The 22442-nt window shown below is 55.0% G+C and carries 25 protein-coding genes; 13 read left to right on the top strand and 12 right to left on the bottom strand.

Annotated features, from left to right (window positions below; all coding sequences use genetic code 11):
* The first annotated feature begins 3 nt into the window (after nt 1-3).
* From N655_RS18715 to N655_RS0112100, 4 genes are all read left to right on the top strand, one after another.
* Nucleotides 4-870 carry a YqjF family protein gene (locus N655_RS18715; protein WP_238324709.1) on the top strand — a complete coding sequence of 289 codons (867 nt, stop codon included), beginning with the start codon at nt 4-6 and terminating at the stop codon, nt 868-870.
* Nucleotides 871-956: 86 nt separating this feature from the next.
* On the top strand, nt 957-1703 hold the full coding sequence (gene fabG, locus N655_RS0112110) for a 3-oxoacyl-[acyl-carrier-protein] reductase (protein ID WP_026443206.1): 747 nt from the start codon (nt 957-959) through the stop codon (nt 1701-1703).
* Between the two features lie 116 nt (nt 1704-1819).
* A complete protein-coding gene (locus N655_RS0112105; RefSeq protein WP_202900337.1) occupies nt 1820-3046 on the top strand; it encodes an MFS transporter in 1227 nt (408 codons plus the stop codon).
* Nucleotides 3047-3142: 96 nt separating this feature from the next.
* The gene (locus N655_RS0112100; protein ID WP_026443204.1) at nt 3143-3916 is read left to right on the top strand and encodes an SDR family NAD(P)-dependent oxidoreductase; all 774 of its coding nucleotides are present in this window, start codon (nt 3143-3145) and stop codon (nt 3914-3916) included.
* 6 nt (nt 3917-3922) lie between these two features.
* Here the strand turns inward: N655_RS0112100 and N655_RS0112095 are convergent, their stop codons facing one another.
* The gene (locus tag N655_RS0112095; protein WP_081823820.1) at nt 3923-4123 is read right to left on the bottom strand and encodes a hypothetical protein; all 201 of its coding nucleotides are present in this window, start codon (nt 4121-4123) and stop codon (nt 3923-3925) included.
* Between the two features lie 124 nt (nt 4124-4247).
* Between N655_RS0112095 and N655_RS0112090 the strand changes: the two genes are divergently transcribed.
* From N655_RS0112090 to N655_RS0112080, 3 genes are all read left to right on the top strand, one after another.
* Nucleotides 4248-5258, top strand: coding sequence for a zinc-dependent alcohol dehydrogenase family protein (locus tag N655_RS0112090; protein WP_026443202.1), 1011 nt, complete (start codon nt 4248-4250; stop codon nt 5256-5258).
* A gap of 116 nt (nt 5259-5374) precedes the next feature.
* Nucleotides 5375-5653 (top strand): hypothetical protein, encoded by a 279-nt coding sequence (locus N655_RS0112085; protein ID WP_026443201.1) that lies wholly within the window; start codon nt 5375-5377, stop codon nt 5651-5653.
* Between the two features lie 154 nt (nt 5654-5807).
* The gene (locus N655_RS0112080) at nt 5808-7850 is read left to right on the top strand and encodes a chymotrypsin family serine protease (protein ID WP_026443200.1); all 2043 of its coding nucleotides are present in this window, start codon (nt 5808-5810) and stop codon (nt 7848-7850) included.
* A gap of 64 nt (nt 7851-7914) precedes the next feature.
* On the opposite strand, the gene N655_RS0112075 is transcribed toward N655_RS0112080, so the two are convergent.
* The 4 genes from N655_RS0112075 to N655_RS0112060 all read right to left on the bottom strand — a co-directional run bounded on the left by N655_RS0112075 (nt 7915) and on the right by N655_RS0112060 (nt 10795).
* Nucleotides 7915-8121, bottom strand: a complete 207-nt coding sequence (locus tag N655_RS0112075; RefSeq protein ID WP_026443199.1) for a hypothetical protein — start codon at nt 8119-8121, stop codon at nt 7915-7917.
* A gap of 77 nt (nt 8122-8198) precedes the next feature.
* Complete coding sequence (locus tag N655_RS19920; RefSeq protein WP_162173545.1) at nt 8199-8888, bottom strand: CAP domain-containing protein; 690 nt, start codon at nt 8886-8888, stop codon at nt 8199-8201.
* 133 nt (nt 8889-9021) lie between these two features.
* Nucleotides 9022-9381: an FtsB family cell division protein gene (locus N655_RS18705; RefSeq protein WP_049961400.1), complete on the bottom strand. Its 360-nt coding sequence runs from the start codon at nt 9379-9381 to the stop codon at nt 9022-9024.
* Nucleotides 9382-9394: 13 nt separating this feature from the next.
* The gene (locus tag N655_RS0112060; RefSeq protein WP_026443198.1) at nt 9395-10795 is read right to left on the bottom strand and encodes a phosphoglucomutase/phosphomannomutase family protein; all 1401 of its coding nucleotides are present in this window, start codon (nt 10793-10795) and stop codon (nt 9395-9397) included.
* Nucleotides 10796-10860: 65 nt separating this feature from the next.
* On the opposite strand from N655_RS0112060, the gene cutA reads away from it, so the two are divergent.
* From cutA to purB, 5 genes are all read left to right on the top strand, one after another.
* On the top strand, nt 10861-11178 hold the full coding sequence (gene cutA / locus N655_RS0112055) for a divalent-cation tolerance protein CutA (RefSeq protein WP_026443197.1): 318 nt from the start codon (nt 10861-10863) through the stop codon (nt 11176-11178).
* 25 nt (nt 11179-11203) lie between these two features.
* Nucleotides 11204-11350: a hypothetical protein gene (locus N655_RS20585; RefSeq protein ID WP_155987583.1), complete on the top strand. Its 147-nt coding sequence runs from the start codon at nt 11204-11206 to the stop codon at nt 11348-11350.
* Between the two features lie 9 nt (nt 11351-11359).
* On the top strand, nt 11360-11959 hold the full coding sequence (locus tag N655_RS0112045; protein ID WP_026443196.1) for a biotin transporter BioY: 600 nt from the start codon (nt 11360-11362) through the stop codon (nt 11957-11959).
* A gap of 78 nt (nt 11960-12037) precedes the next feature.
* Entirely contained in the window at nt 12038-12898 is an 861-nt protein-coding gene (locus tag N655_RS0112040) for a menaquinone biosynthesis family protein (protein ID WP_026443195.1), read from the top strand.
* A gap of 116 nt (nt 12899-13014) precedes the next feature.
* Nucleotides 13015-14313 carry an adenylosuccinate lyase gene (purB, locus tag N655_RS0112035; protein ID WP_026443194.1) on the top strand — a complete coding sequence of 433 codons (1299 nt, stop codon included), beginning with the start codon at nt 13015-13017 and terminating at the stop codon, nt 14311-14313.
* On the opposite strand, the gene N655_RS0112030 is transcribed toward purB, so the two are convergent.
* Nucleotides 14299-16845, bottom strand: coding sequence for an ABC transporter permease (locus N655_RS0112030; protein ID WP_044934566.1), 2547 nt, complete (start codon nt 16843-16845; stop codon nt 14299-14301). The two genes, purB and N655_RS0112030, sit on opposite strands and share 15 nt — an antisense overlap.
* 253 nt (nt 16846-17098) lie before the next feature.
* Between N655_RS0112030 and N655_RS0112020 the strand changes: the two genes are divergently transcribed.
* The gene (locus N655_RS0112020; RefSeq protein WP_155987582.1) at nt 17099-17968 is read left to right on the top strand and encodes a hypothetical protein; all 870 of its coding nucleotides are present in this window, start codon (nt 17099-17101) and stop codon (nt 17966-17968) included.
* Nucleotides 17969-18048: 80 nt separating this feature from the next.
* Here the strand turns inward: N655_RS0112020 and N655_RS0112015 are convergent, their stop codons facing one another.
* From N655_RS0112015 to ccmA, 6 genes are all read right to left on the bottom strand, one after another.
* Entirely contained in the window at nt 18049-18315 is a 267-nt protein-coding gene (locus N655_RS0112015) for a hypothetical protein (RefSeq protein WP_238324708.1), read from the bottom strand.
* Between the two features lie 52 nt (nt 18316-18367).
* Nucleotides 18368-18859 (bottom strand): MerR family transcriptional regulator, encoded by a 492-nt coding sequence (locus N655_RS18700; protein ID WP_044935841.1) that lies wholly within the window; start codon nt 18857-18859, stop codon nt 18368-18370.
* 121 nt (nt 18860-18980) lie between these two features.
* A complete protein-coding gene (locus N655_RS0112005; protein WP_026443189.1) occupies nt 18981-20084 on the bottom strand; it encodes a DegT/DnrJ/EryC1/StrS family aminotransferase in 1104 nt (367 codons plus the stop codon).
* A gap of 437 nt (nt 20085-20521) precedes the next feature.
* A complete protein-coding gene (locus N655_RS0112000) occupies nt 20522-21193 on the bottom strand; it encodes a heme exporter protein CcmB (protein WP_026443188.1) in 672 nt (223 codons plus the stop codon).
* A complete protein-coding gene (gene ybaK / locus N655_RS0111995) occupies nt 21190-21669 on the bottom strand; it encodes a Cys-tRNA(Pro) deacylase (protein ID WP_026443187.1) in 480 nt (159 codons plus the stop codon). The genes N655_RS0112000 and ybaK overlap by 4 nt, the downstream gene beginning before the upstream one ends.
* 16 nt (nt 21670-21685) lie before the next feature.
* On the bottom strand, nt 21686-22399 hold the full coding sequence (gene ccmA, locus N655_RS18695) for a heme ABC exporter ATP-binding protein CcmA (RefSeq protein WP_069955827.1): 714 nt from the start codon (nt 22397-22399) through the stop codon (nt 21686-21688).
* Between the last annotated feature and the right edge of the window lie 43 nt (nt 22400-22442).

Genomic DNA, 22442 nt, shown 5'->3' with positions numbered 1-22442 from the left:
GAGTTGTCTCAATTGCAAGTTGTGCCGCTTCAGGAGTTTGCGAGCCTTCCTTTACGCGCTGCTCAGCCTGAAGTGAAGAACATCCTTTCCCAGACAAGCCATCGCCCATGGCCGCTGCCCACCGGGAGCTGGGCCATGACGCAGCGCTGGAACGATCTCCTGTTCGCCCACTGGCCGATTCCGGCAATGCAAATGGCACATCTGATTCCTCCAGGACTTGTACTGGATACCTTCGATGGATCGGCCTGGGTGGGCGTGGTCCCCTTCTGGATGGACCGGATTCGGCTGCGGGGAATGCCTCTGATCCCTGGCGCAAACCGCTTTCCGGAACTGAATCTGCGGACGTATGTGCGCGAAAGACATTCCAACCTGCCCGGAGTCTTCTTTTTTTCCCTGGATGCGGCAAATCCAGCTGCGGTTTTGGCTGCGCGCGCCTTTTTCAAGCTGCCCTACTACTGGGCCCACATGAGAATCGAGACGAAAGATGGGCGCGAGTTTCACTACCAAAGCACGCGATTGCTGACGGTAAAAGATGTTCGGTTTCGCGCAAGTTATCGCAGTTTGTGCCAGCCAGGGACAAAGGGAGGACTTGAAAGCTTTCTCACCGAACGGTATTGCCTGTACACAACAGACAAACAGGGCACGCTCTATCGCGGAAATATTCATCATTTGCCCTGGCCCCTGGAGATGGCAGAGGCCGAAATTGAAATCAACGAGTTGCCGCAGGTGCATGGCATCCAACTGCCGGAGGTAAAGCCGGTGCTGCACTATGCACGCGAACTGGTGGTCTATGTCTGGGAGCTGGAGCTGCTGCCGGCCCTCGGGAAACATGCCTCCGCTGCACCTGTGCCCGTAGCGAAGCCCCTCTGATGCTTCAAAATGATCTTTCCCGCCGGTGAAGATGCGGCCCTTCTATAATTTCATTTGCACTTCTCAAAAAGAAAGCCGAGAACACCATGTCATCTTTACAGGGAAAAACTGCGCTTGTTACCGGAGCTTCCCAAGGAATTGGGCGCGCTTGCGCGATTGCGCTGGCCCACGCCGGAGCAAAGATTGCTCTTGCTGCCCGTAATGAGGAAAAGCTGAATCAAGTCGCTGCTGAAATCACCGCGAATGGTGGCACTGCTAAAGCGTTTGTCCTTGATATTGCAAACGAAGAATCCATCAAGTCCACGGCCAAAGCAGTTCAGGACCATTTCGGCACCGTACATATCCTGGTCAACAACGCTGGCATTACAAAAGACACATTACTGCTGCGCATGAAACGCTCAGACTGGGACGACGTCATCGCCACTAACCTCACCGGAACATTCCTTCTCACGCAGGCGCTGATTGGTCCCATGCTGAAGGCGCGCTGGGGACGCATCATCAATATCTCAAGTGTTGTAGGGGAAACTGGACAGGCAGGACAGGCAAATTACGCTGCCAGCAAGGCTGGTCTTATCGGCTTCACCAAGTCCCTCGCGCGCGAGCTGGCCTCACGTAACATTACAGCGAACGCAGTGGCCCCCGGGTACATCGAAACCGCGATGACCGCTGTGCTGGATGAAAAGCAGCGCACGGCCATGCTGACGCAGGTTCCTCTGGGACGGCCCGGGACGGAAGAGGATGTTGCCAAGGCTGTCCGTTTTCTTGCCTCCGATGATGCCTCTTACATCACGGGACATGTCCTGGATGTCAACGGCGGCATGTACATGGGTTGATCGATGCGCCTGGTGGTCTTGATGCAAGAAGGTGCGTATGGCAAAGTGCGGGGCGCAGCGTAGCGTGACAGACAACTCTGAGAAATGCTTTCCAGTCTAACCGCTGGATGAAAGAAATGGCCCAATCCGGCTGGCCCTTCTCAGCCCGCAGCCGGATTGGCCTGAATGCCGCAAATTTCTTCCAGGCAGAGTCGGTTGGGGTCCTGCTTCCCGTGCTCAGTGCATTCCTGAAAGATGCTCGCTGGCGGTACGACGCAATCGGGGTCGCCACAGCCACCGCAGGACTTGGAACCCTTTTGTTCCAGACGCCGGCAGGGATCATCACGGACAAGGTGGCCTCACGGCGTACTTTGTTTGCCATAGTCTCCATCACTACGGGCCTGTGTTTTGTTCTGTTGCCTATCGTCCCACCTGCATTTGCATGGATCGACCCGCTGCTTTTTCTCTCTGGAATTACGCAAAGCTTCTTTGCTCCGCTCCTGGGCGCCTTGGCACTGGCACTGGCCGGAAAGCAATTTCTGGGACCACTCATGGGCGAGAACCAGAGCTGGAACCACGCGGGCAACATCGTCGCAGCCCTGCTTGCTATCGGACTCGTGAAATGGTTCGGGACGGCGGGTGTTTTCTATTCTGTCGGGTTCGCATCGCTCATTGGGGCCGCATCCGTCTTCCTCATTCGTCGCAATGAGCTGGACGAGGCCAGGGGTTCGGGACGCAAAGACGGCCCTACAATCGAACACGACCAGAGCTGGCGCTCCCTGCTTGGCGACCGTGCTATCCTAGGGCTCTTCGTTGCGATTTCCCTTTTCCACTTTGCCAACGCTCCCGTGCTTCCGCTTACGGCGCTGTATGTAAAAATGCTCGGCGGGTCCGATTCTCTCATGACTTCAACGGTTCTCATGGCACAGGTCGTTATGGTTCCTGTTGCCTGGCTAAGCGGGAGAATGTGTGAGAGCCGGGGACGTAAAGCGGTGATGATGATTGGTTTCTGGGCACTTCCCTTACGCATTCTTTCCTACACATTTGCCAGCAGTCCTCGCGCGGTGGTGGCTTTGCAGATGCTGGACGGGATCGGTGCCGGAATCTATGGCGTGGTTGTGGTGGCAATGGCCGCCGATCTGACCGCAGGCAAAGGCAAATTTAACAGTCTGCTCGGATTATTTGCCACAGCCCAGGCGGTAGGCGGCGTGGTGGGGCCGGTTGTCTCCGGAATTATAGTACAGCACCTTGGATTTAAAGCCACGTTTTGGGCATTTGCCGTGCTTGCTCTGGCTGCCGCAATGGCCCTCTCCTTTCTTGTTCCGGAAACAAGCCGTCAGGACCATCCTTCACCACTCCGCTGAGCGGCCCATGGAATGCAAGTCTCTGGAGGGGCTTCAAAAGGCGGCGAGTGAAGCCTGGCTGCACCATGGGGACCATCCATCCGATACGATGACAGCATGGGAAATCTGAAAGGAAAAATTGTTTTCATTACCGGAGCCAGCGCAGGAATTGGTCAGGCTACAGCCCGGGCTTTTGCCAGGGAGGGTGCCCGCCTGCTCCTGGCGGCGCGTCGCCTGGAAAGACTAGAGAATATGAAACCCGAGTTGCTGGAAGCAGGGGCCGATGCTATCTACACGCTCGCCCTGGATGTTCGCAACCGGGAACAGGTTGAACAGCAGATCCGAAGCCTGCCCGAAGAATGGCAGCCTATAGATGTGTTGATCAACAATGCCGGACTCAGCCGCGGCCTGGACAAGGTCTATGAGGCGAAAGTCGAGGACTGGGAGGAAATGATTGACACCAATGTCAAGGGAATGCTTTATGTGACCCGCGCAGTCGTCCCCGGGATGGTGGCAAGGGGGCGCGGCCACATTGTCAACCTTGGCTCTACGGCTGGAGAAATGACCTATCCTGGCGGCTCAGTCTATTGCGGAACAAAGGCCGCGGAACGTGCGATCAATGATGGGCTGCGCCAAGACCTGTTGGGGACACCAGTCCGGGTTACCAGCATCGATCCTGGTATGGTGGAAACAGAATTCAGCGAGGTCCGTTTTCACGGAGACAAAGAACGGGCAGCGAAGGTATATCAGGGGCTGACGCCCTTGACCCCCGCGGATGTGGCCGATGCGATTGTCTGGGCGGTATCGCGTCCGGCGCATGTCAATATCGCCCGTGTTCTGATGACGAGCATTGATCAGGCAAACTCTCTTCTTTTCCACCGCAAAGCATAGGCTGTCTCAGGGGATTGCCGCCAGCTTCGATTCAATATCGGCCAGAGCGGCCTCCAGTGCCGCTCTGCGATGAGGATTGGATGTCCGTTCATCCAGGATTCGCTCGCGCTGAAGCTCCAGCATCTGGCGTTTGCGTTTCCGTTCCGCTTCAGCCGCAGCCTCCGGCTTGGCGTCCCGCGCGTCCAGCACATGCTCTTTTTCAGCCACTTGTTCCTCCACAGACTTGCTTTCCCAGCCTCTGGCCATACTTTTATGGTATCGCCGCGCGGACGCATCGTGAAAGCCCCTAGCTCCATCTATATTGCAGTAACCAGAAATCAGGAGATAGAGGATGAAATTCTGGCAAATTCCAGCATTTGGCATTGAACATCTGCAACTAGCGGAAAGGCCCATGCCGCAGCCTGGTCCCGGAGAGATATTGGTCCAGGTCAAGGCGGTTTCTCTCAATTACCGGGACCTTTTGGTAACACTGGGGAAATATAACCCCAGGATGCACCTGCCGCGCATTCCCGCATCCGACGGGGCTGGCGAAGTGGTGGCCACAGGTGAGGGCGTCAAACAGGTCAAGTCCGGAGACCGGGTTGCGGCCATCTTTATGCAGAATTGGCTGGAGGGACCTCCCTCAGCAGAAAAACAGCGCGGCGCGCTGGGTGGAGACATCGACGGAATGCTGGCCGAGTATGTCCTGCTCCCTGAGCATGGAGTGGTCCCGGTTCCAGACCATCTTTCCTGGGAGCAGGCCGCAACACTTCCCTGTGCTGCCGTAACGGCGTGGAATGCGGTCGTCCGCGCGGGAAAGGTAAAGGCTGGAGACACGGTTGTGATTCAGGGCACAGGAGGTGTTTCCCTTTTTGCTCTGCAATTTTCAAAGTTGCTGGGCGCGCGGGTCTTGGGGACTTCCAGTAGCGATGAGAAGCTGGCACGTGCTCAAGAACTGGGTCTGGATGCTGGCTTCAATTACCGGAGTAACCCCCGCTGGGCAGAATGGGTGCATGCACAGACAGGAAATGAAGGTGCGGACCTGGTGGTAGAGGTAGGAGGCGCCGGTACATTCTTCCAGTCTCTGCAAGCGGTACGCACGGGCGGCACGGTGGCACAGATTGGCGTTCTTAGCCAGTCCGGCGAGCCTTTGCAGATTGCCCCGATCCTGCATAAGCAAATCCAGATTCAGGGCATTTATGTTGGGTCACGGGCTGATTTTCTTGAAATGAACCGGGCCATTGCATTCCATCGCCTGCAACCTGTTGTAGATGAAGTCTTTGCCTTTTCGGAGCTGCCTGCCGCTCTGCGCCGTATGGAATCCGGGAAGCATTTCGGAAAGCTGGTCATACGAGTGAAATGAAAGCGACATTTTGGCCTGAATTGCATCTTAAAAAGTGCGTAGATGCCATTTGTTGTTGGACTGAAACGCCGCTTTCACCCTGACCACTATGGGGTGAAAGCCAGAAAGGGCCAGCAATGAAAATTCTGCAAACCATCATTGATTTCTTTTATGAAATTTTCCTGGGATGCCATCATTCACATCTGACGCGGCCTTTCACCATCCAGCGGGAAACTTATAAGGTCTGTCTTGATTGCGGAAAGCGCATCTATTATTCACCCCAGACGATGAGGCCTTTAAGCGCACGCGAAGTGCGCCGCATTGAGGCTTCTCAGGCTGGGGAGTTGAAAGTGGTCCCTTCAGCCAAGGTCTCCCCCTCACTCACTGGCGAGGGCAAGCCACGTGTCGCAGCCTGAGACAAACAGTGACAAACCTGTGGGCCAGCCTGTCTAATAATTCTTGGCCCCTTGTTTGCCACTCATGCCGTTTTCTTTACAACGATTTCGCGCGTCTGCTCTGCTTGTGCCGCTCCTCCTGTTGATGGCAGGCTGTGGTGTGCAAGTGAGCGGCATGAATAGCGCTGGACTTTTCCTCACCCCAGCTACGGCAAGTCTGAGCACAACAGAACAGGTACGCCTGAAAGCTTTCCTGCCCGACGGATCTCCCGCAGATGTCACCTGGTCGATTGCATCTTCCCAATCGAATGCATCGATGGGTATCGGTTCGATGGATGCAAGCGGTCTCTATACGCCTCCCAGCGCTCTGGCCAGTGACAGCCTGATGGTACAGGTTACCGCGCATCTGCAACAGGACCCTGCCCGCACAGCAACCAGCATGATCACAGTAACGCCGGGTTTTTTGCAATCTCTTCTTCCAGAGAATGCGGCCCTGGCCGCCGGCGCTTCTCTGGAAATTTCGGCGCAGATCGCTGAGGTCGGAGGTGGCTCTGTCCATTGGGACGTTAGCGACAGCAATGCTGGTGCACTCAGCTCTTCCACGTGCAGCCGTGGAGCACACCAGTACACGGTCTGCAAAGTGATTTACACGGCGCCTGCATTGTTGACTGCTCCTCAGGCGGTAAATGTGACGGCCACGGTGAACAACACTCGTACGCAGTCGCGTGTTCATCTGCTGCTGAACAACGAGGGGATCAATTCCAACGCACTGACGAACCAGTCCACACAGACAGGTCCGATATCCCTAGGAGCTTCCGGAGGCAATGACACGGACTATGACGTATTCAAGGACGGTTCTGGAAACAGCTATATTGCAGATTGTTGTGGAGGGACCCTGGGCGCACTGGTCGAGGACACCTCCCATAACCAGTACATCCTGAGCAATAATCATGTGCTGGCTGAATCAGACCAGGCCAAGATTGGCGATAGCATCGACCAGCCTGGATTGATTGATCATGCGTGCCATCCACTGACTGCGCGCCCCGTGGGAACACTTCGTTACTATGTTCCCTTGGCTTCCCCGCAAACAAACGTGGATGCAGCGCTGGCCTCTGTTGTACCTGGCGCAGTCAGCCCTGATGGGAGCATCCTGCAACTGGGCATGCAGGGGACTGGAAGCAATGAAACTTTGGGGTCCGCGCCGCCTGTGGCTGGCAGCGGCGAAGCCCTGACCGCTGAAAATCTTGGCCGTATTCGGGTGGTAAAAAGCGGCCGCACGACCGGCCTGACCTGCTCAACGATTGAAACCATCAATCTCAATGTCAAAGTGGACTACTACAAAGACTGCGCCGAAACCCAGCCTTACTACACCAAGACCTTCACCGGGCAGATTGGGATCGGAGGCGACCGTTTCTCTGACAGCGGAGACTCAGGATCATTGGTTCTTGATGCAGGGAATGCACAAGCCATCGGCCTTTTCTATGCCGGAGGAACGGACGGAGACGGGCATGGTCTAAGCGTAGCCAATCCTATCGGAGACGTTTTGAGTGAGCTGAGTAAGCAGGCCGGAACCAAGCTAAGCCTCGTCGGCACGCATGCACCTCATGCAATCGCCTGCCTGGACTATGACAGAAACATTCAGACAACGCCGGCAATCGAACTACCGCCTCTGGCGCAGACGCAAGCTATCAATGCGGCGAGAATCGCATCCGCCTCGCTGGTTAACCATGAAAAGGGTGTCCTGGGAGTGGCAGCCGGGAAGAGTGCCGATGCTCCTGGAGAAGCGGCGGTCATTGTTTATTTAGACAAGAACAACTCCACTCGCAGCATACCCGCCACCGTTGCAGGCGTTCGCACCGTGGTGGTTCCCACTGATGCGGCCAGCATTGCGAATGGTTCGGCTCCAAAATTCCCCGTTGTCCACCCGGGAATCCATCTTTCTGCCTCGGAACTTAGCGCAGCAACGGCAACGGCAAACCGTTATGCTCCGCAGCTCATGGCCGACCCTGCCATCTTCGGAGTAGGAGTTACCCAAAGCCAGGATGATCCGCGGGAGGCCGCGCTGCTGGTGCTGGTTGACATGGACAAAACACCGCGCTCTATGCCGGCAGTGTTAGATGGTTTGCGCGTGCGATATATGCGCCTGCACCGCTTCCATGTGACCAAATCAAAACACGCCGGAGCACGCACCGTCTCCGCCTGTTCTCTGCGTGAGTAGGGCAAGCTGCAAGTACAGCGCCCGGGAACAGCCGGGTCCATTTTTACTGGACTGTCTGCTCTTTTCAGCCAGCGTGATAGATGTGCAATAGCTGCGCTGCGGAAAATGCAACCAGCCATAGCCCTACTACCAGTGAGCCGATGGTCATGACCCACTTGCGTGCCCGATGCTCATCGGGGTGAAGCTGCCGCTTTTCGCGGGTAAAGAAGTGGTGGCCCAAAATCCCGGTTCCAAGAAGAATGATGCCAAAAATAAGCGTAGTCGTCGCCATGGCGCACCAATCTACTCCATAAAAACAACAATTTGGAAGAGATTTTTTGCGCCTGTTTTGATAGGATAGATTTCTTTTTAATACAATAAAACGGCGACTTGATAGGTTGTAAAGCCTTGATTCTGCTGGCCTGCCTCAGGACATGCCCCGATGGAGGCCGCCGTATACCTGCCCGACTGCAGCCGCTGCTCCAGCACGGAAGGCAGTCGATTGAGACTGGTGCTTTCCCACCGCATGATAAAGCGTGGTCTGGTGCCGCTTACATCTCCCGCCTCCAGCGCGCAGTCCTTACGCGCGGCATCGGGAGGCCGGAACTGGCTGATTCCTCTCTGTCGAAGGAGTGTGGCCAGCTGCTGCTCAATCTGTGCAGGACCTAAACTGGCCACTGCGCTGTCAAAGACCACCGCTCCATACCAATATCCGTCCCGTTCAACCAGCCCCACTCCGATATGGTCCATCCTGGGATCGAGAATGTTGGCGCGGTGCAGAGGTGACTTCATCCATGCGCTTTGCAGACCATCGAGACTCCCTGCCATGGCAACATTTTCGGCCACGGCGCGGAAGTGTGCACCTGCCTGTCCGGCCCTGACGACAAGATCCGGCTCGCCGGCCAACTGATGACTCAGTGTGTGCGCATCCAGCATGTGCTGCGCGTGGGTCTGGGCCGCCGCTGCCAATGAAGCGTCCCACTCAAGGGGAGGCAGGCCCTGCTGCGCCCGCGCTTGATTTGTAAGATCAAGGATTCGCTGCTGTTCAGCTGATGGCACCGATTGCGCCTGCAGACGCAGGGCTGAAAAAACAAAAAGGCAAAGAGCCATCAAGCATAGAGGACCTTTCCAGCAATGCGGTGCATGGGTCATGCTAACGGGTGAAACCCACCAGGCTTTTCGGAGTTGCGCCTCATTTTGAGGCGGGAGCCGGAGCATTCTTTCCATTGAGCGTATAGATGACCTCGCCGGGTCGGGTATAGTGCAAACGCTCGCGGGCCTCATGCTCGATCGCATCGGGATCATTCTGGAGATGATCTACATGCTCCTTCATGCGAGCATTCTCCTCCTGAAGCTCCTGAATCTGCTTTTGCAGCTCTCTGTCTTCCAGCCGTTTCTGCTGATAGGCAGTTATGCCGTTCTGCCCGAAGACGACGTGATACCCCAAAAATAAGGCCAGCACAATGGCCATGGCAGTGGCGATGCGCCGCCGCATCCGATAGACAACACCTGCGGCGTGCGCCACCTTCGGGTTATGAATGATTTCCTGCACCGTCTTGCCGGCCCTATTCCATCACCCAGTTTTTTGCCGCCTCGCTTAACGGAGCAAGGCCACTTTCCGTTCTGGCCTCGGAGTAGACACGTACAACTGGCTCCGTACCCGAGAGGCGATAGCAAACCCAGGAACCGTCATCCAGGACCAGCTTCAGGCCGTCGGTACGTACCACCTGCGTTACTTTTCGCCCACCCAGGTCTTGCGGGTCGTACTTTACTTTTTCAGTAAATTTTTCTTTTACTTCCGGCGTCAAGCGAAAGTTCTCTCTTAATGGATAAAAGGAACCAACCTTAGCAAATAATTCTCGTAGTTGCTGGCCAACGCTCTTCCCTCGAACAGCCACCATCTCTGCGACCAGGAGCCCGGCGATGATGCCGTCTTTTTCCGGAACGTGGCTGCGAATGGTCAGTCCTGCACTCTCTTCGCCGCCAATCGCAATCTTGTCCTGATCAATCAGCGCACCGATGTACTTGAATCCCACGGGCGTTTCATAAAGCTGGACGTTGTGGTGCTCCGCCAGCGCATTGATCAAGTTGGTCGTGGCCACCGACTTGGCCACACCGTTCTTCCAGCCGCGCGTCTCCACCAAATAATCAAAAAGCAAAGCAATGATGTAATTCGGCTGGATAAAGGTACCGTCCGCATCCACCACGCCGAAACGGTCTGCATCTCCATCGGTAGCAATGCCAATGGCCGCCCCAGTCTCCTTCATTTTGGCTTTGCAATCAGCCAGAAGATGATCATCCGGCTCAGGCGCATGGCCACCGAAGAGCACGTCGCGGTAATCATGCACAGTTGCCACGGAAACGCCGTTTTCCGCCAGTAGCTGCGAGGCATAACCGCGGCCCGCTCCCCAGAAAGGATCACAAACCACCTTGATGCCGGCCTTCTGGATGGCCTTCAGGTCGACCAGCTCAGCCAGACGCTTCAGATAATCGGGTCTGACGTCGGTCTCTTCGAATTTCTGGTTTGATTCGGGCGGTGCAGGTACGCTCTCTCCCAGGTCCGCGATATAGGCTTCGATTTGGCTTGTCACCTCTGGCAGTGCAGGCGCGCCATCAGAAGTGGAATATTTAATGCCGTTATATTCGGGAGGATTGTGAGAGGCAGTAAAGTTAATGGACCCGCCGGTCTTACGGGTGCGCACCGCATAAGCAATCGCAGGGGTCGGAGCGGCTTCCGGTATCAGAACAGGGGTGACGCCATTTGCAGCCAGCATTTTTGCCGCTTCGGCAACAAAAATCTCACCCAGAAAGCGTGGATCGCGCCCTACCAGGACAGTATGAGGTCCCGGCTGCGAAGTTACATACTTTGCAATGCCTGTAACAGCCCGGCGAATGTTGGCAAGGGTAAATTCTTCAGCGACGATGGCACGCCAGCCTGAGGTCCCAAACTTGATTTGTGTGGCCATGGTTCTCCTGTTCTAAGATGCACAAAGAACATCTAACATTGCCATCTTAATCTCTGGAAGGTTTTATGGAAGAGGCGCGCATTGTTCTAAGTACAACATCTTCCCGGGAAGAGGCGCAGCGTATTGCCCGCACCCTGGTTGAAGAGCGTCTGGCCGCCTGTGTGAACCTTGTCGAAAACGTAACTTCCATCTACCGCTGGCAGGGCGCTGTGGAAGAATCGTTGGAGATCATGCTGATCATCAAATGCAATGTAGAAAAGCTTGCGGCCATCGAAACGAGGCTCCACCAGATGCATTCTTACGATGTCCCTGAGTTTTTGGTCCTGCCGGTAGAAGGGGGAAGCAGCGCATACCTGCGCTGGCTGCGTGAATCCTCTCAGTGAGGAGTGGTATTCTCTACATGGTTCCATGCGTGTGCTTTTTGCAATTTTTGTCCTGAGTATCGTTGCGATTCTCTGGACGGCAGTGGCGGTTGCCCGCCACATCCGCAGGAACGGCAATCAAGACGAGCACATATCGATCAAGGCAACTGAGCCAGACCACGAACAGGAATAGGAGTCAATTATGGCGCAAAGCAATGCAGAGTCCGTTGTTCTCAATCTTTCCCGCGTCCATTCCGTGTCCCGCTGGGGAGTGTCCGTATTGGCAGCGAGCGCAATCGTGGCCTTATGCGCGCATATCTCAGTACCGCTTTTCTTTACGCCCGTACCGATGACGCTGCAACCATTTGCTGTCCTTCTGCTGGGCCTCTTTATGGAGCCGTCCGCGGCCTTCGCAGCGCTGGCCCTTTATTTGCTAGAAGGCGTTTCCGGACTGCCCGTATTCACCCCCCAAGGACCAGGAGGCATAGCACAGCTTCTTGGCCCTACCGGCGGCTATCTCTTGTCCTACCCGGTTGTCGCGGCACTGGTCAGTATTCTTTATCGCCGCCTGTCCGCTCGTAGCTTCTGGACCGCCCTCGTTGCCTCTTTCTCGGGTAACGCCCTGATTCTGGCGGCCGGGACTACATGGCTGGCTGTGCTTACGCACCAGAGCCTGGCCCACACGGCAGCGCTGGCCGTTGTACCGTTTCTTGCCGGAGATGCGCTGAAGGTCTGCTTGGCCGCAGGTATCGCTACCGGGTGGTTCCGTGCGCGTAAAATAGAAACAGCAGCAGTCCGCTGATTTTTCTCACCTGTTTTCATTCCAGAATTACACCGTGATGCACATGGTGTGTCTGCAGTAGAAAGGAAAGTTTTCGCAGTGACCGCATCCGCTGAATCCGCCGGGATACGTGAGATCACCATCGCCCATAGCCCTGATTCTGACGACGCATTTATGTTTTATGGGCTGGCGACGAACAAAATCCGCGTGAATGGCTACAAGTTCACCCACACACTTTGCGACATTGAAACGCTGAATCAGAAGGCCATGAAAGAGGCCTTTTACGATGTAACCGCAATTTCCTTCCATGCCTATCCTTACATTCAGGACAACTATGCGCTGATGGCATGTGGCGGCTCCGTAGGAGAAGGGTATGGCCCAATGATTGTAGCCAGCCAGCGCTTTACTCTGAACGAGATCAAGAAGGTCAAAGTCGCCGTCCCCGGCACACTGACCACTGCCTTCCTGGCACTGAAACTTTTTGCTCCGGAAATTGAGACGGCTGTTGTTCCTTTCGACAAGATCATTCCCGAGGTACTGGCTGGGAACTACCATGCTGGACTCATCATCCACGAGGGCCAGCTTACTTATGCGCATAACGGTCTGCATAAAATCATTGACCTTGGCCAATGGTGGCGCGAGGAAACAGGACTGCCCCTGCCTCTAGGGGGGAATGCCATCCGGCGCTCTCTGGGTACGGACGTGATGCTCAAAGTCACACAGGCCCTGCGCGACAGCATCCAGCATGGGCTGGACCACCGTGAAGAGGCGCTTTCCTACGCCATGCAGTTTGCGCGCGACCTTGATACCAATCTTGCAGATAAATTCGTCGGCATGTACGTGAATGAGCGCACACTGAACTACGGCGAAGATGGACGTGAGGCCATCCGCAAGCTCCTCACTCTGGGACACGAACGCGGCATCATCCCTCATCCGGTGAAGGTGGATTTCGTCGGATAGGAGCGCTTCCATGGCCTGGTACATTCCCGTGCCAGGCCCCCTCTCTGCACTCTTCTGCCCAGTTTTCCTGGATGGTTTCATTACACTAAAAGAAAGTGATTTCAAGGAGGCTGTCTTTGATCGCCCGCTATACCCGTCCGCAGATGGGCCGCATCTGGAACGAAGAAAACAAATATCGTGCCTGGCTGGCCGTAGAGGTGGCAGCCAGTGAAACCCTTGCTGAAGACGGCATCGTCCCGCAGGAAGCAGCGAGGGCCATCCGCGAGCGAGGAAAATTTTCAGTAGAGCGGATCCAACAGATTGAAGCGGAGGTCCGGCATGACGTAATCGCTTTCACCACTGCCGTGGCGGAAAACGTTGGGCCGGAATCGCGCTGGCTGCATTATGGGCTTACCTCGAATGATGTGGTAGACACTGCTCTGGCCCTTCTGGTCAAAGAAGCCTCTGCCCTCATCCGGCAGGACCTTCTGGCCCTTATGGAAGTCCTCAAAAAGCGCGCCATTGAATTCAAACACACGCCGACCATCGGACGCACGCATGGCATTCATGCTGAACCCACTACCTTTGGGCTGAAGCTGCTGAACTGGTATGCGGAGATGCGCCGTAATCTGGAGCGGTTTGATGCTGCAGCGGAACAAATGCGGATCGGAAAGCTGTCCGGCGCCGTGGGTACCTTCGGCCATCTAAGTCCTAAACACGAAGAGCGCATTTGCGAAAAGCTCGGGTTGAAACCGGACCCCATCGCGACCCAGGTGGTCCAGCGGGACCGCCATGCGCAATACATCTCTGCCCTAGCAATCATAACTGCAACCCTGGACAAGATTGCCGTGGAAATCCGCCATCTCCAGCGGACGGAAGTGCGGGAAGCAGAAGAATACTTCTCTGAAAAGCAGAAGGGCTCCTCTGCGATGCCGCATAAGCGAAATCCGATTACATCAGAACAAATCAGCGGACTTGCGCGCGTAGTGCGGGCCAATGCACAGGCCGCGTATGAAAATGTGGCGCTCTGGCATGAACGGGACATCTCCCACTCTTCGGTTGAGCGCATCATTTTCCCGGACTCAACGATCCTGACAGACTATTTACTGGTCAAAACAGCAAGCCTCGTTGAGAACTTACTGGTCTTTCCCCAGCGCATGTTGAAGAACCTGCAAAGCACCGGCGGATTGATCTTTAGTGGACAACTATTGCTCGATCTTGCTGAGGCTGGAATGTTACGCGAAGATGCATACCGGCTCGTGCAGAAACATGCCATGCGCGCATGGAAGGAAGACCTGGTCTTTCGCGATCTGGTAAAAAATGATCCGGAAATTACCGCAAAGCTAAGTCCAGAAAAGCTTGAACATACCTTTGCTCTGGAGCGGCAACTTAAAAATGTGGACGCGATCTTCGACCGCGTCCTACTCAATGCGTAACGCCTGCATCGGCTCTGTACTGGCCGCCCGGCGTGCCGGTATGACGGCGGCCAGAAAAGCAGAACCCAGCAGAATGACCGTTGTGATGAGCAATACGGCTGGGTCATAGGGCCGGATACCGAAGAGCAGACTGGAAAGTGCCTGCCCTCCCAAAATGGTTGCGGGAAGCCCAATCGCAAGCCCGATGATGACCTGGAGGAATGCTCCACGGAGGACCAGTTTCAGCACAGCAAGGCGGTCCGCCCCGAGGGCCATTCGAATGCCGATTTCGCTTGTGCGCCGTTCAACCGAATAAGCCGTGACCCCGTACAGTCCGATAGAAGCCAGCGCCAAGGCCACTAGACCGAAAAGAGATGTGAGCCGCGCAATCATGGCCTGTTGGTTGAAGTTTCCCTTTACCTGATCAGCAAAACTGTTGAAGTCGATCACGGTCAGGTCTGGATTTACCTGCGCAATGGCGCGGCGGACCTGAGCTTCCAGACCGGGAACAAAGCCAGCGGTCTGAATTTCCACAGAATCCAGTTTGGAATGGGAGACTTTTTCAAACATGTTCATGTCTGCATCGGTGTATTTCACCCACTGATGAGCAGAGAGAAAAAACATAGGGCGGATTTTTTCTGTTGGTCCCCAGTACTGGGTATCTTCCGTCACTCCCACAATCTCAAATGTGCCAGTGTGCTCGGGACCATCAATGCCAAAATGCTTGCCAATCGCATTCCCGTCTTTAAAAAACTTCTTGGCAAAGGTCTTGTTGACGACCGCGACTGGCTGCGATGACTCTGTGTCGGCCAGTGTTAGACCGCGTCCCTGAATGATCCTGGTTCCAATGGTCGCAAAGTAATCCGCACTGGCCCGTACCCAGGAAGTATTGTTGTCATTGCTCCCGGGAGGCGGAGGTGCCTGCCCTTCAAGAAAGACCCCAGTACCCCAGTTGTTGCCTTCCATAGGGCTGTAGAGAGAATAGGCCACGCTTTTCACGCCGGGAATGGCCGCCAGAAGATCATGCAGCTCACGATAAAAAGCATCCATCTGCTCAGGCTTGTAGCCGGCCATCTGCGGATCGATATGCAGAATGTAGCGGTTCTGCGTCTCAAAACCAAAATGCTGGTTCTGCATATTGCGAAGGCTCTGCGTCAGCAGGCCGGCAGCACACAGCAGCACCAATGAGATGGCTGCCTGCAGTACGACCAGAGACTTCTGGGCCATCGTACTTCCCTGCGCGGTCGTGCGGTTTGTACCACGCAGCGCATCAATTGGGCTGGCATGGACCATCATCCAGGCAGGGGCCACGCCAAAAAGCACTCCTGTCAGCAGGGAAACCGCAAAGGCAAATCCAAGCACTGGAAGAGACGGAGCAGGATCGATCGGCACAAAACTTTTCTGAAAAGCCAGATGAAGAATCAGCCGGGACCCGCCGTAGGCCACAGCGAGTCCAGCCAAGCCACCAAGAACAGCCAGCACAACGCTTTCCGTTAGCGCCTGCCGGATTAATCTGGTCCGTGGAGCGCCCAGTGCAGAGCGCACTGAGGTCTGCTGACGCCGAGTGGCCGCCCGCGCCAGCATCAGGTTCGCCAGGTTTGCGCAGGCAATTAAAAGGACAAATGAGGAGATCCACATCAGCAGACGCAGACCGTCTTTGTACTGATCGCGCATGGTCTGGACACCGCCACCACCTGGAGAGAGATGCAGTGTCTGCTTGGGGATCAGTGAGCGGTCATTCTGCCGCACTTTGCTTTGAGGACTCAGCATCCACTGTCGCAACTGTACCTGCATTCTGGCCTCCAGTTGCTTCAGGTTTGTGTTTGGCCGGATACGGCCCAGAAGGTTCAGCCAGTCCAAGTCCGGACGGTCCAGAACAGCCATGACCCCATCAATTTGCGGTTCACTGGAAAGAGGAAGCCAGAAGGACGGAGGATTATCAGCCAGCCGGTCGCCATAAAACCCCGGCGGAGCAATTCCGATGAGCGTGTAAGGAAATCCATTGATCATGAAGCTGGCACCCACAATCGAAGGGTCCTGCCCATATTTCTGCTGCCAAGTACGGAAGCTCATCACAGCCACCGGGGCGGCGCCCTTCTGGTCGTCGGAGGGTTGCAGCAGACGCCCCGCATAGGCCTGAATACCTAGCGCATCAAATGCATTGCCAGAGACAAATTCACTGATAAAGCTTTCCGCCGGTTGGCTGCTTCCCTGCCGGCGCACGCTGATTTGGTCCCGCCCCGCTTGAAAGGCGGCCAGTTGCTGAAATTCAGGATTGTTGTCCCGGAACAGCTTGTATTGGTCAAAGGAGAAAAGCGACCAATTGTCTTGCATTCCGCCGTTAATACAGCAGTTTTCCTCATTGCCAACCCGTATCAGGTCCTCGGGCCGTGTTACCGGCAGCGACTTGAGCAGGACAGCATGAATCAAAGTAAAAATGGCAGTGGTGGCTCCGATGCCCAACGCCAGAGTCAGGACGGCCGTGATCGTAAATCCGGGGGCCTTTCTGAATTGCCTTAACCCATAGCGAATGTCGTCAACAATGACCCGCATAGACTTGCTTTACGCGAATCTTGCCATATTCGTTCCCTGATGCGGCAAAAATCCCCGTCCACTTGGCGGACCGTGCTTGATTTTGTGCTATTGCAAAGAACTTTGATTCCATCACAGCAGATTTCCCCGACCTCGCTTTCACAGATGGAATGAAATTAAGTAGAATTTCTCATATCCCGAGACAATCCAGCCGATATCCCTAGCAAGCATATCTGTCTGTGTATTTGTTTCACCCTGGCTAACTGGAGCACACATGCGTATCCTCCCCCTTCGCTCGGTGCAGGCGATCTTGGCGCTTGCCTTAATGACACTCTGTCTTGGTTCACTGCCATCGGCCGCACAACTCGCTGATGAGGTTCCTGCGGTCAACGCCTCCTCAGCTGCTTCCATCTCCTCCGGCACACCAATCACAAGACAGACACCTGCCTCCGCCATCACGGCCCCCCGCCCATTTTCTCGTTTTGCGGTCGGGGTGGACCTCTCTACGCTCGGCATCCGAATGCAAACCGCTAGCTATTTAAGCCCACATTTGAATCTCCGGGCCTCCGGCAGCGTCTTTGGCTTTACCGACAATAACATTTCCACCAACGGGTTCAATGTGGACGCCCATCTGCATTTAAGTTCTGCAGGAATCTCTGTTGATTACTTCCCTTTTGCAGCACATGGCTGGAAGTTGAGTCCTGGAATTCTTTTCTACAATGACAGCGGTGCGGAGGCCACCTTTACCGCACAGCCGGGCACCAGCTTTTCCCTCAACGGCTATACCTACTACTCATCCGGCTCTGATCCGGTACGGGGGAATGGGACTGCTGGCCTGCATACCCACAACCCTGCCTTTACCATCACCACAGGATGGGGCAATATGATTCCGCATAAGGGCCAGTTTTCGTTTCCTTTTGAGATCGGCGTGGCCTTTATCGGGGCCCCGGCCTTTGATATGGCGCTGACCTCCGGCCAGGTATGTGACAGCAATGGCCAGAACTGCGTGAACGTAGCTACCGACCCTACGGTACAGGCCAATCTGCGTGCCCAAGTCACCAAATACAGAAATGATCTGGAACCCTTGAAAACTTATCCTCTCATCTCAGGAGGAATTACCTATTGCTTCCAGCGGAGGCGTTGATCCGCTGAGATTCGGGGAAACCGGACTTAGGTGATGTCCGGTTTTCCCTCGGAGTTGCCTGCTCAGAAACCTTGCTGGCATTAATGGGGCTTTCGGTATTCAATCTCATCCCCATACAGGAAATACTCTGCCGAGCAATGATTGCTACCGCAAATAATGGATTCAAGCCCACCAAACTGCCCGCGGGTAATCAGTCCAAGAGAGCCACAGCGAGGACAGGCCAGCACGGCCCAATAAGGGTTCCGTGCATCCCCCATGGTTCCAGCATTTTCCAGCACAAAGAGTGTTCCCGGCTCCATCTGTTCTGGTATCCATTCTTCAAGCCATTGCAATTCAGCTGACATCATGCCCTCCTTGGATTTGCTTTCCTGGTTCTGTTACGGAGACTGAATTCTGGAATTACGCCGTCTGTGCTTTTTCCGGTGCCCTCCTTTTGCTTCTGGCCGGACCTGCGGTCTTCTTCGGGGCCTGGGCCAGAACCTGCCTCAAATCCATTCGGAGATGCTTCACTGCATCCGTTAAACATATCAACAGCATCGGCTGGCTGGTGTTGCGCATGAGATCAATGATCTGGTGGGAGTCTGATTCAAGGTAGATGTGCCGGCCGCTCAGTAACAAGTGATGCTCCCTTTTGCCCTGAGCAAGGTCTGCCAGACGTAAACGTAGCTCCTTGCGCAGAAAACGCAGAACGCGCCGCACCTGCTGCAAGGAGATCTGCCGGCGCCGAAGTTCTTCAATCACGAGAATTTCAATCAGGTCTTCTGCCGAATAAATGCGTTTGCGACCTTCGCGTTTCGGTACCACCACGCCTTGTTCGTCCCACCACTGCAACTGGCGCGCTGAGACGCCAGTGAGATGAAGGACGTCGCGAGTGGTAAAACACTGGAGCATCAGATAAATGCCCTTCAAAACATTTCCTGGCAGAAATGTTTGATGTGATTCTTCTCTTCTCGGCCCACTCTGTCAATGCAAAATCTATGTACGTGGTAATTTTTTATGTTCCCGAAGGCGGTCACGCGGAACAGGCTTTCACGGCATCGTGCACGGCTTGGGCAATCCGCACGATCTGGTCCCTATCAAGATAGGGGTGCATGGGCAGGCTGAGGACCCGCATCCCGGCCCGCTCTGCATGGGGATAGCTCCCCTCGCCTAACCCCATGGCTGCAAATGCCGGCTGCAAGTGCAGGGGTACAGGATAATGGACGGCCGTGGGAATGCCGGTCAGCCTGAGAGCGTTCTCGACCTCGTTACGCCGCTCAACTTCGATCGTGTATTGCGCATAAGCGCTGGTATGACCCTCCCGCACGACAGGCGTCCTGACTACATCCTGTAGCAGGCAATCATACTCAGCAGCGATCCTCTGCCGTGCAGCGATCTCCTCATCAAAGACCGCCAGCTTTGCCAGAAGCACAGCGGCCTGAAGCGTATCCAGCCTACCGTTGATTCCAATCGCAGTATGGTGATAGCGGCGGTCCTGTCCGTGATTACGAAGTTCCATCATTCGCCGGGCGAGCATATCGTCGTTTGTAAAACAAGCTCCCCCGTCTCCATAGCAGCCGAGTGGTTTGGAGGGAAAAAAGCTAGTGCATCCAATGGTGCTGAGATTACAGGAATGACGCCCTTTGTAGGTGGCCCCAAAGCTTTGGGCTGCATCTTCGATCACCGCAAGTCCATGGTTTTGTGCAATTGCGTTGATGGCATCGAAGTCTGCACACTGCCCGTAGAGACTGATGGGCAAAATGGCCTTCGTGCGAGAAGTAATCACAGCGCTGATTTTTTCGGGCGCAATGTTGTAGGTCTCCGGATCAATATCCACGAAAACAGGCACCGCACCCAGCAGGGAGATCATTTCTCCTGTTGCAAAAAATGTAAACGGAGAAGTAATCACTTCATCGCCCGGGCCGATTCCAGCCGCCATCAGGGCCAGCAGAAGTGCATCCGTGCCACTCGAACAGGTGATACAGTGCCTTGCGCCGATACGCACCCGTAGCTGCTCTTCCAGCTCTGCCACCTCTGGCCCCAAAATGTACTGGCCGTGCTCTAGCACTGTCTGAATTCGTGCATCAATTTCTTGCTTCAGCCTGCGGTATTGCGCCTTTAAATCGACAAATTGCATACATTGATTGTCGCAGGGAAAGGTCCCTATCTGCCATCTGAGGATCAACTCTCCGGGTTATGGACGAAGCTTCATTCGCCCTGCGTCCTTAATAAATACGAAGGACATGCCTCATTTCTGTCGTATTCCCACAGGAAACACGGCATACACATGTGGTGATCACACAGGAGTGTGTATGCGCGGTCTGATGAATTTGTGAAACATGCCCAGCCTGTAGCGTTACTGGCTATCCGTTTTGGAAACGTCAGTTTCACGGCGATCGCAGCATCATCGGGCAGACCGTCAATTTGAACAACACTTCAGTAACGATCGTCGGAGTTTTACCGGGCACATTTGACTTTGGCTCTGTCTTCTCGCCAGGAGCGAAAGCGGACCTCTTCGTCTCCTTCATCGGCTGGCCATGCTTGGAAAGACTGCGGAGCTGGCGACCCCGTCCCTCATTCAGCATGGAATACGACTTCAAACAGAAGCAAGCAGATGGTCGTATAAATCACGTCATAGCCGGCGAGCATTTTGATCCAAAGACCCGGGTCTTGTTCGCCGGTAAGAATGTAGTTTGTTGCCAATACCATGGCCAGCAGCGCTGGAATGAACAATGGAAACAGAAGCAGAGGCAGCAGAAGCTCGCGATTACGGGCACGAAGGGAGAGCGCCGCAAAAAAGGTCCCGTTGACCACCAACGCCCATGTTCCCAGCGGAAGCACGCCTGCCAGCAGCCAGACATTGCCCAGGGCATGCAGGTTGTAAAACACGATAAATACCGGAGCAAGAATGAGTTCAACCACCGTAACAAAGAAAAAATTTGCCAGGGCCTTGCCCAGAAACAGTGAAGCCGATGGCGCGGGAGTCATCCTCTGTGCATCCAGTACCTGATGTCGTATCTCGCGCGCCCAGGCCTGGTTCAGAGCTGAGACAGCAGCAAACATGGCTGCCACACATAGAATCCCGCCCGCGATCTGGCGAGAAGATTCCCGCGTGGGATCAAAGGCCAGACTGAAAAGCACCACGACCAGCAGTGCAAAGAACAGCATGGAGTTAATGGCGTCTTTAGAGCGCCATTCCAGACGCAGGTCTTTTACCAGATGCGTGATGAAGTATGGCAGTTTCACGCCATCGCCTCTTTCGTCAGCGGGACCACGACGGCCTTTGCTGCACGAACATAGTCTGTGGACGAAAGAAGAATCTGTGTACCGCGCGTGCCGGCGGACACTGAAATTTGGTCAAAAAGTTCGATGGTCTCGTCCACGTAGACAGGAAAATCTTTTTTTGCTCCAAATACGGTCACACCTCCGCGGACATATCCAGTCAGCGGCTGGATGTCTTTAAGGGAAACCATTTCTGCCTTGCGCGCCCCGGCCGCATGGGCGAGCTTCTTGAAGTCCAGTTCTGCATTGCCGGGAATGACCGCGAAGATATGCTCTTTCTCGCTGGTGACGCACAGCAGGGTTTTAAACACCTGCTCCGGCGGCAACCCTATTTTTTCCGCCACAAGAATTGCGGAAAAGTTCTCATCATCCAGCGCATAGTTGCGCAGTTCGTAATGTATGCCGAGAGAGTCGAGATACCGTGCTGCGTTTGTCTTCATCGTTTATTATGAACCGTCATTTGGGGCCGTAGATTTGAATGTGTCGTTCTATTGGAGCGTCGGCAGAAAGCGAAATCGAAAAAGCTCCATTCCCTTTCTTGACCACGGCATCCACACTCCCGGCCGCCAGCACAATCAGCGCATCTGCAAGGGGTTCTGCCAAATCACGCTGGTGCGTTGTCAAAACAATTGTCTTTTGCTGTGCCCGAAGGTTTCTCAGCAGATCCAGCATCTGGTGCACGCTGGTACTGTCCATGTTGGAAAACGGCTCATCGAGCAGCAGCAGATCTGGCTGCGGAAGAAGCACACGCGCCAGAGAGGCCCTCTGACGCATCCCCTGAGAATATTGTCCTACGGGCCGCTTCAGCCCCGGATCGAGCCCAACTGCACGCAGTGCCGCTTCTCCCTCCAGGCAAGGCCGCGAACGATAGAGTTTCGCAAAATAGCGTAGGTTTTCCAGGGCCGTATATTCGTCGTACAGCATGGGTGCGTGACCCATATACCCGATACGCTCACGTATTGCATCCGGAGCACTGCCAAAGACCCTTACCACACCATAGGATGGCCGCAGCAGTCCGGCCAGCATCCGCAGCAGCGTCGACTTGCCCGCACCATTTTCGCCTAGCAGGACATAACATCTTCCTGCCTCCAGCGTAAGGGAAACCTTTCTCAACGCGGCAAAGGTCCCATAAACACGGGAAACATTCTCAAGCTGGGCGATTATCTGCATTGGCTGGAATGAGTGTACAGGGAGCAACCATCAGAAAGCGGTC

The sequence above is a fragment of the Pseudacidobacterium ailaaui genome (assembly GCF_000688455.1).
Classification (GTDB): Bacteria; Acidobacteriota; Terriglobia; order Terriglobales; family Acidobacteriaceae; genus Pseudacidobacterium; species Pseudacidobacterium ailaaui.
The sequence above is the reverse complement of the archived record's forward strand: the minus strand, read 5'-3'. Positions and strand labels throughout refer to the sequence as shown.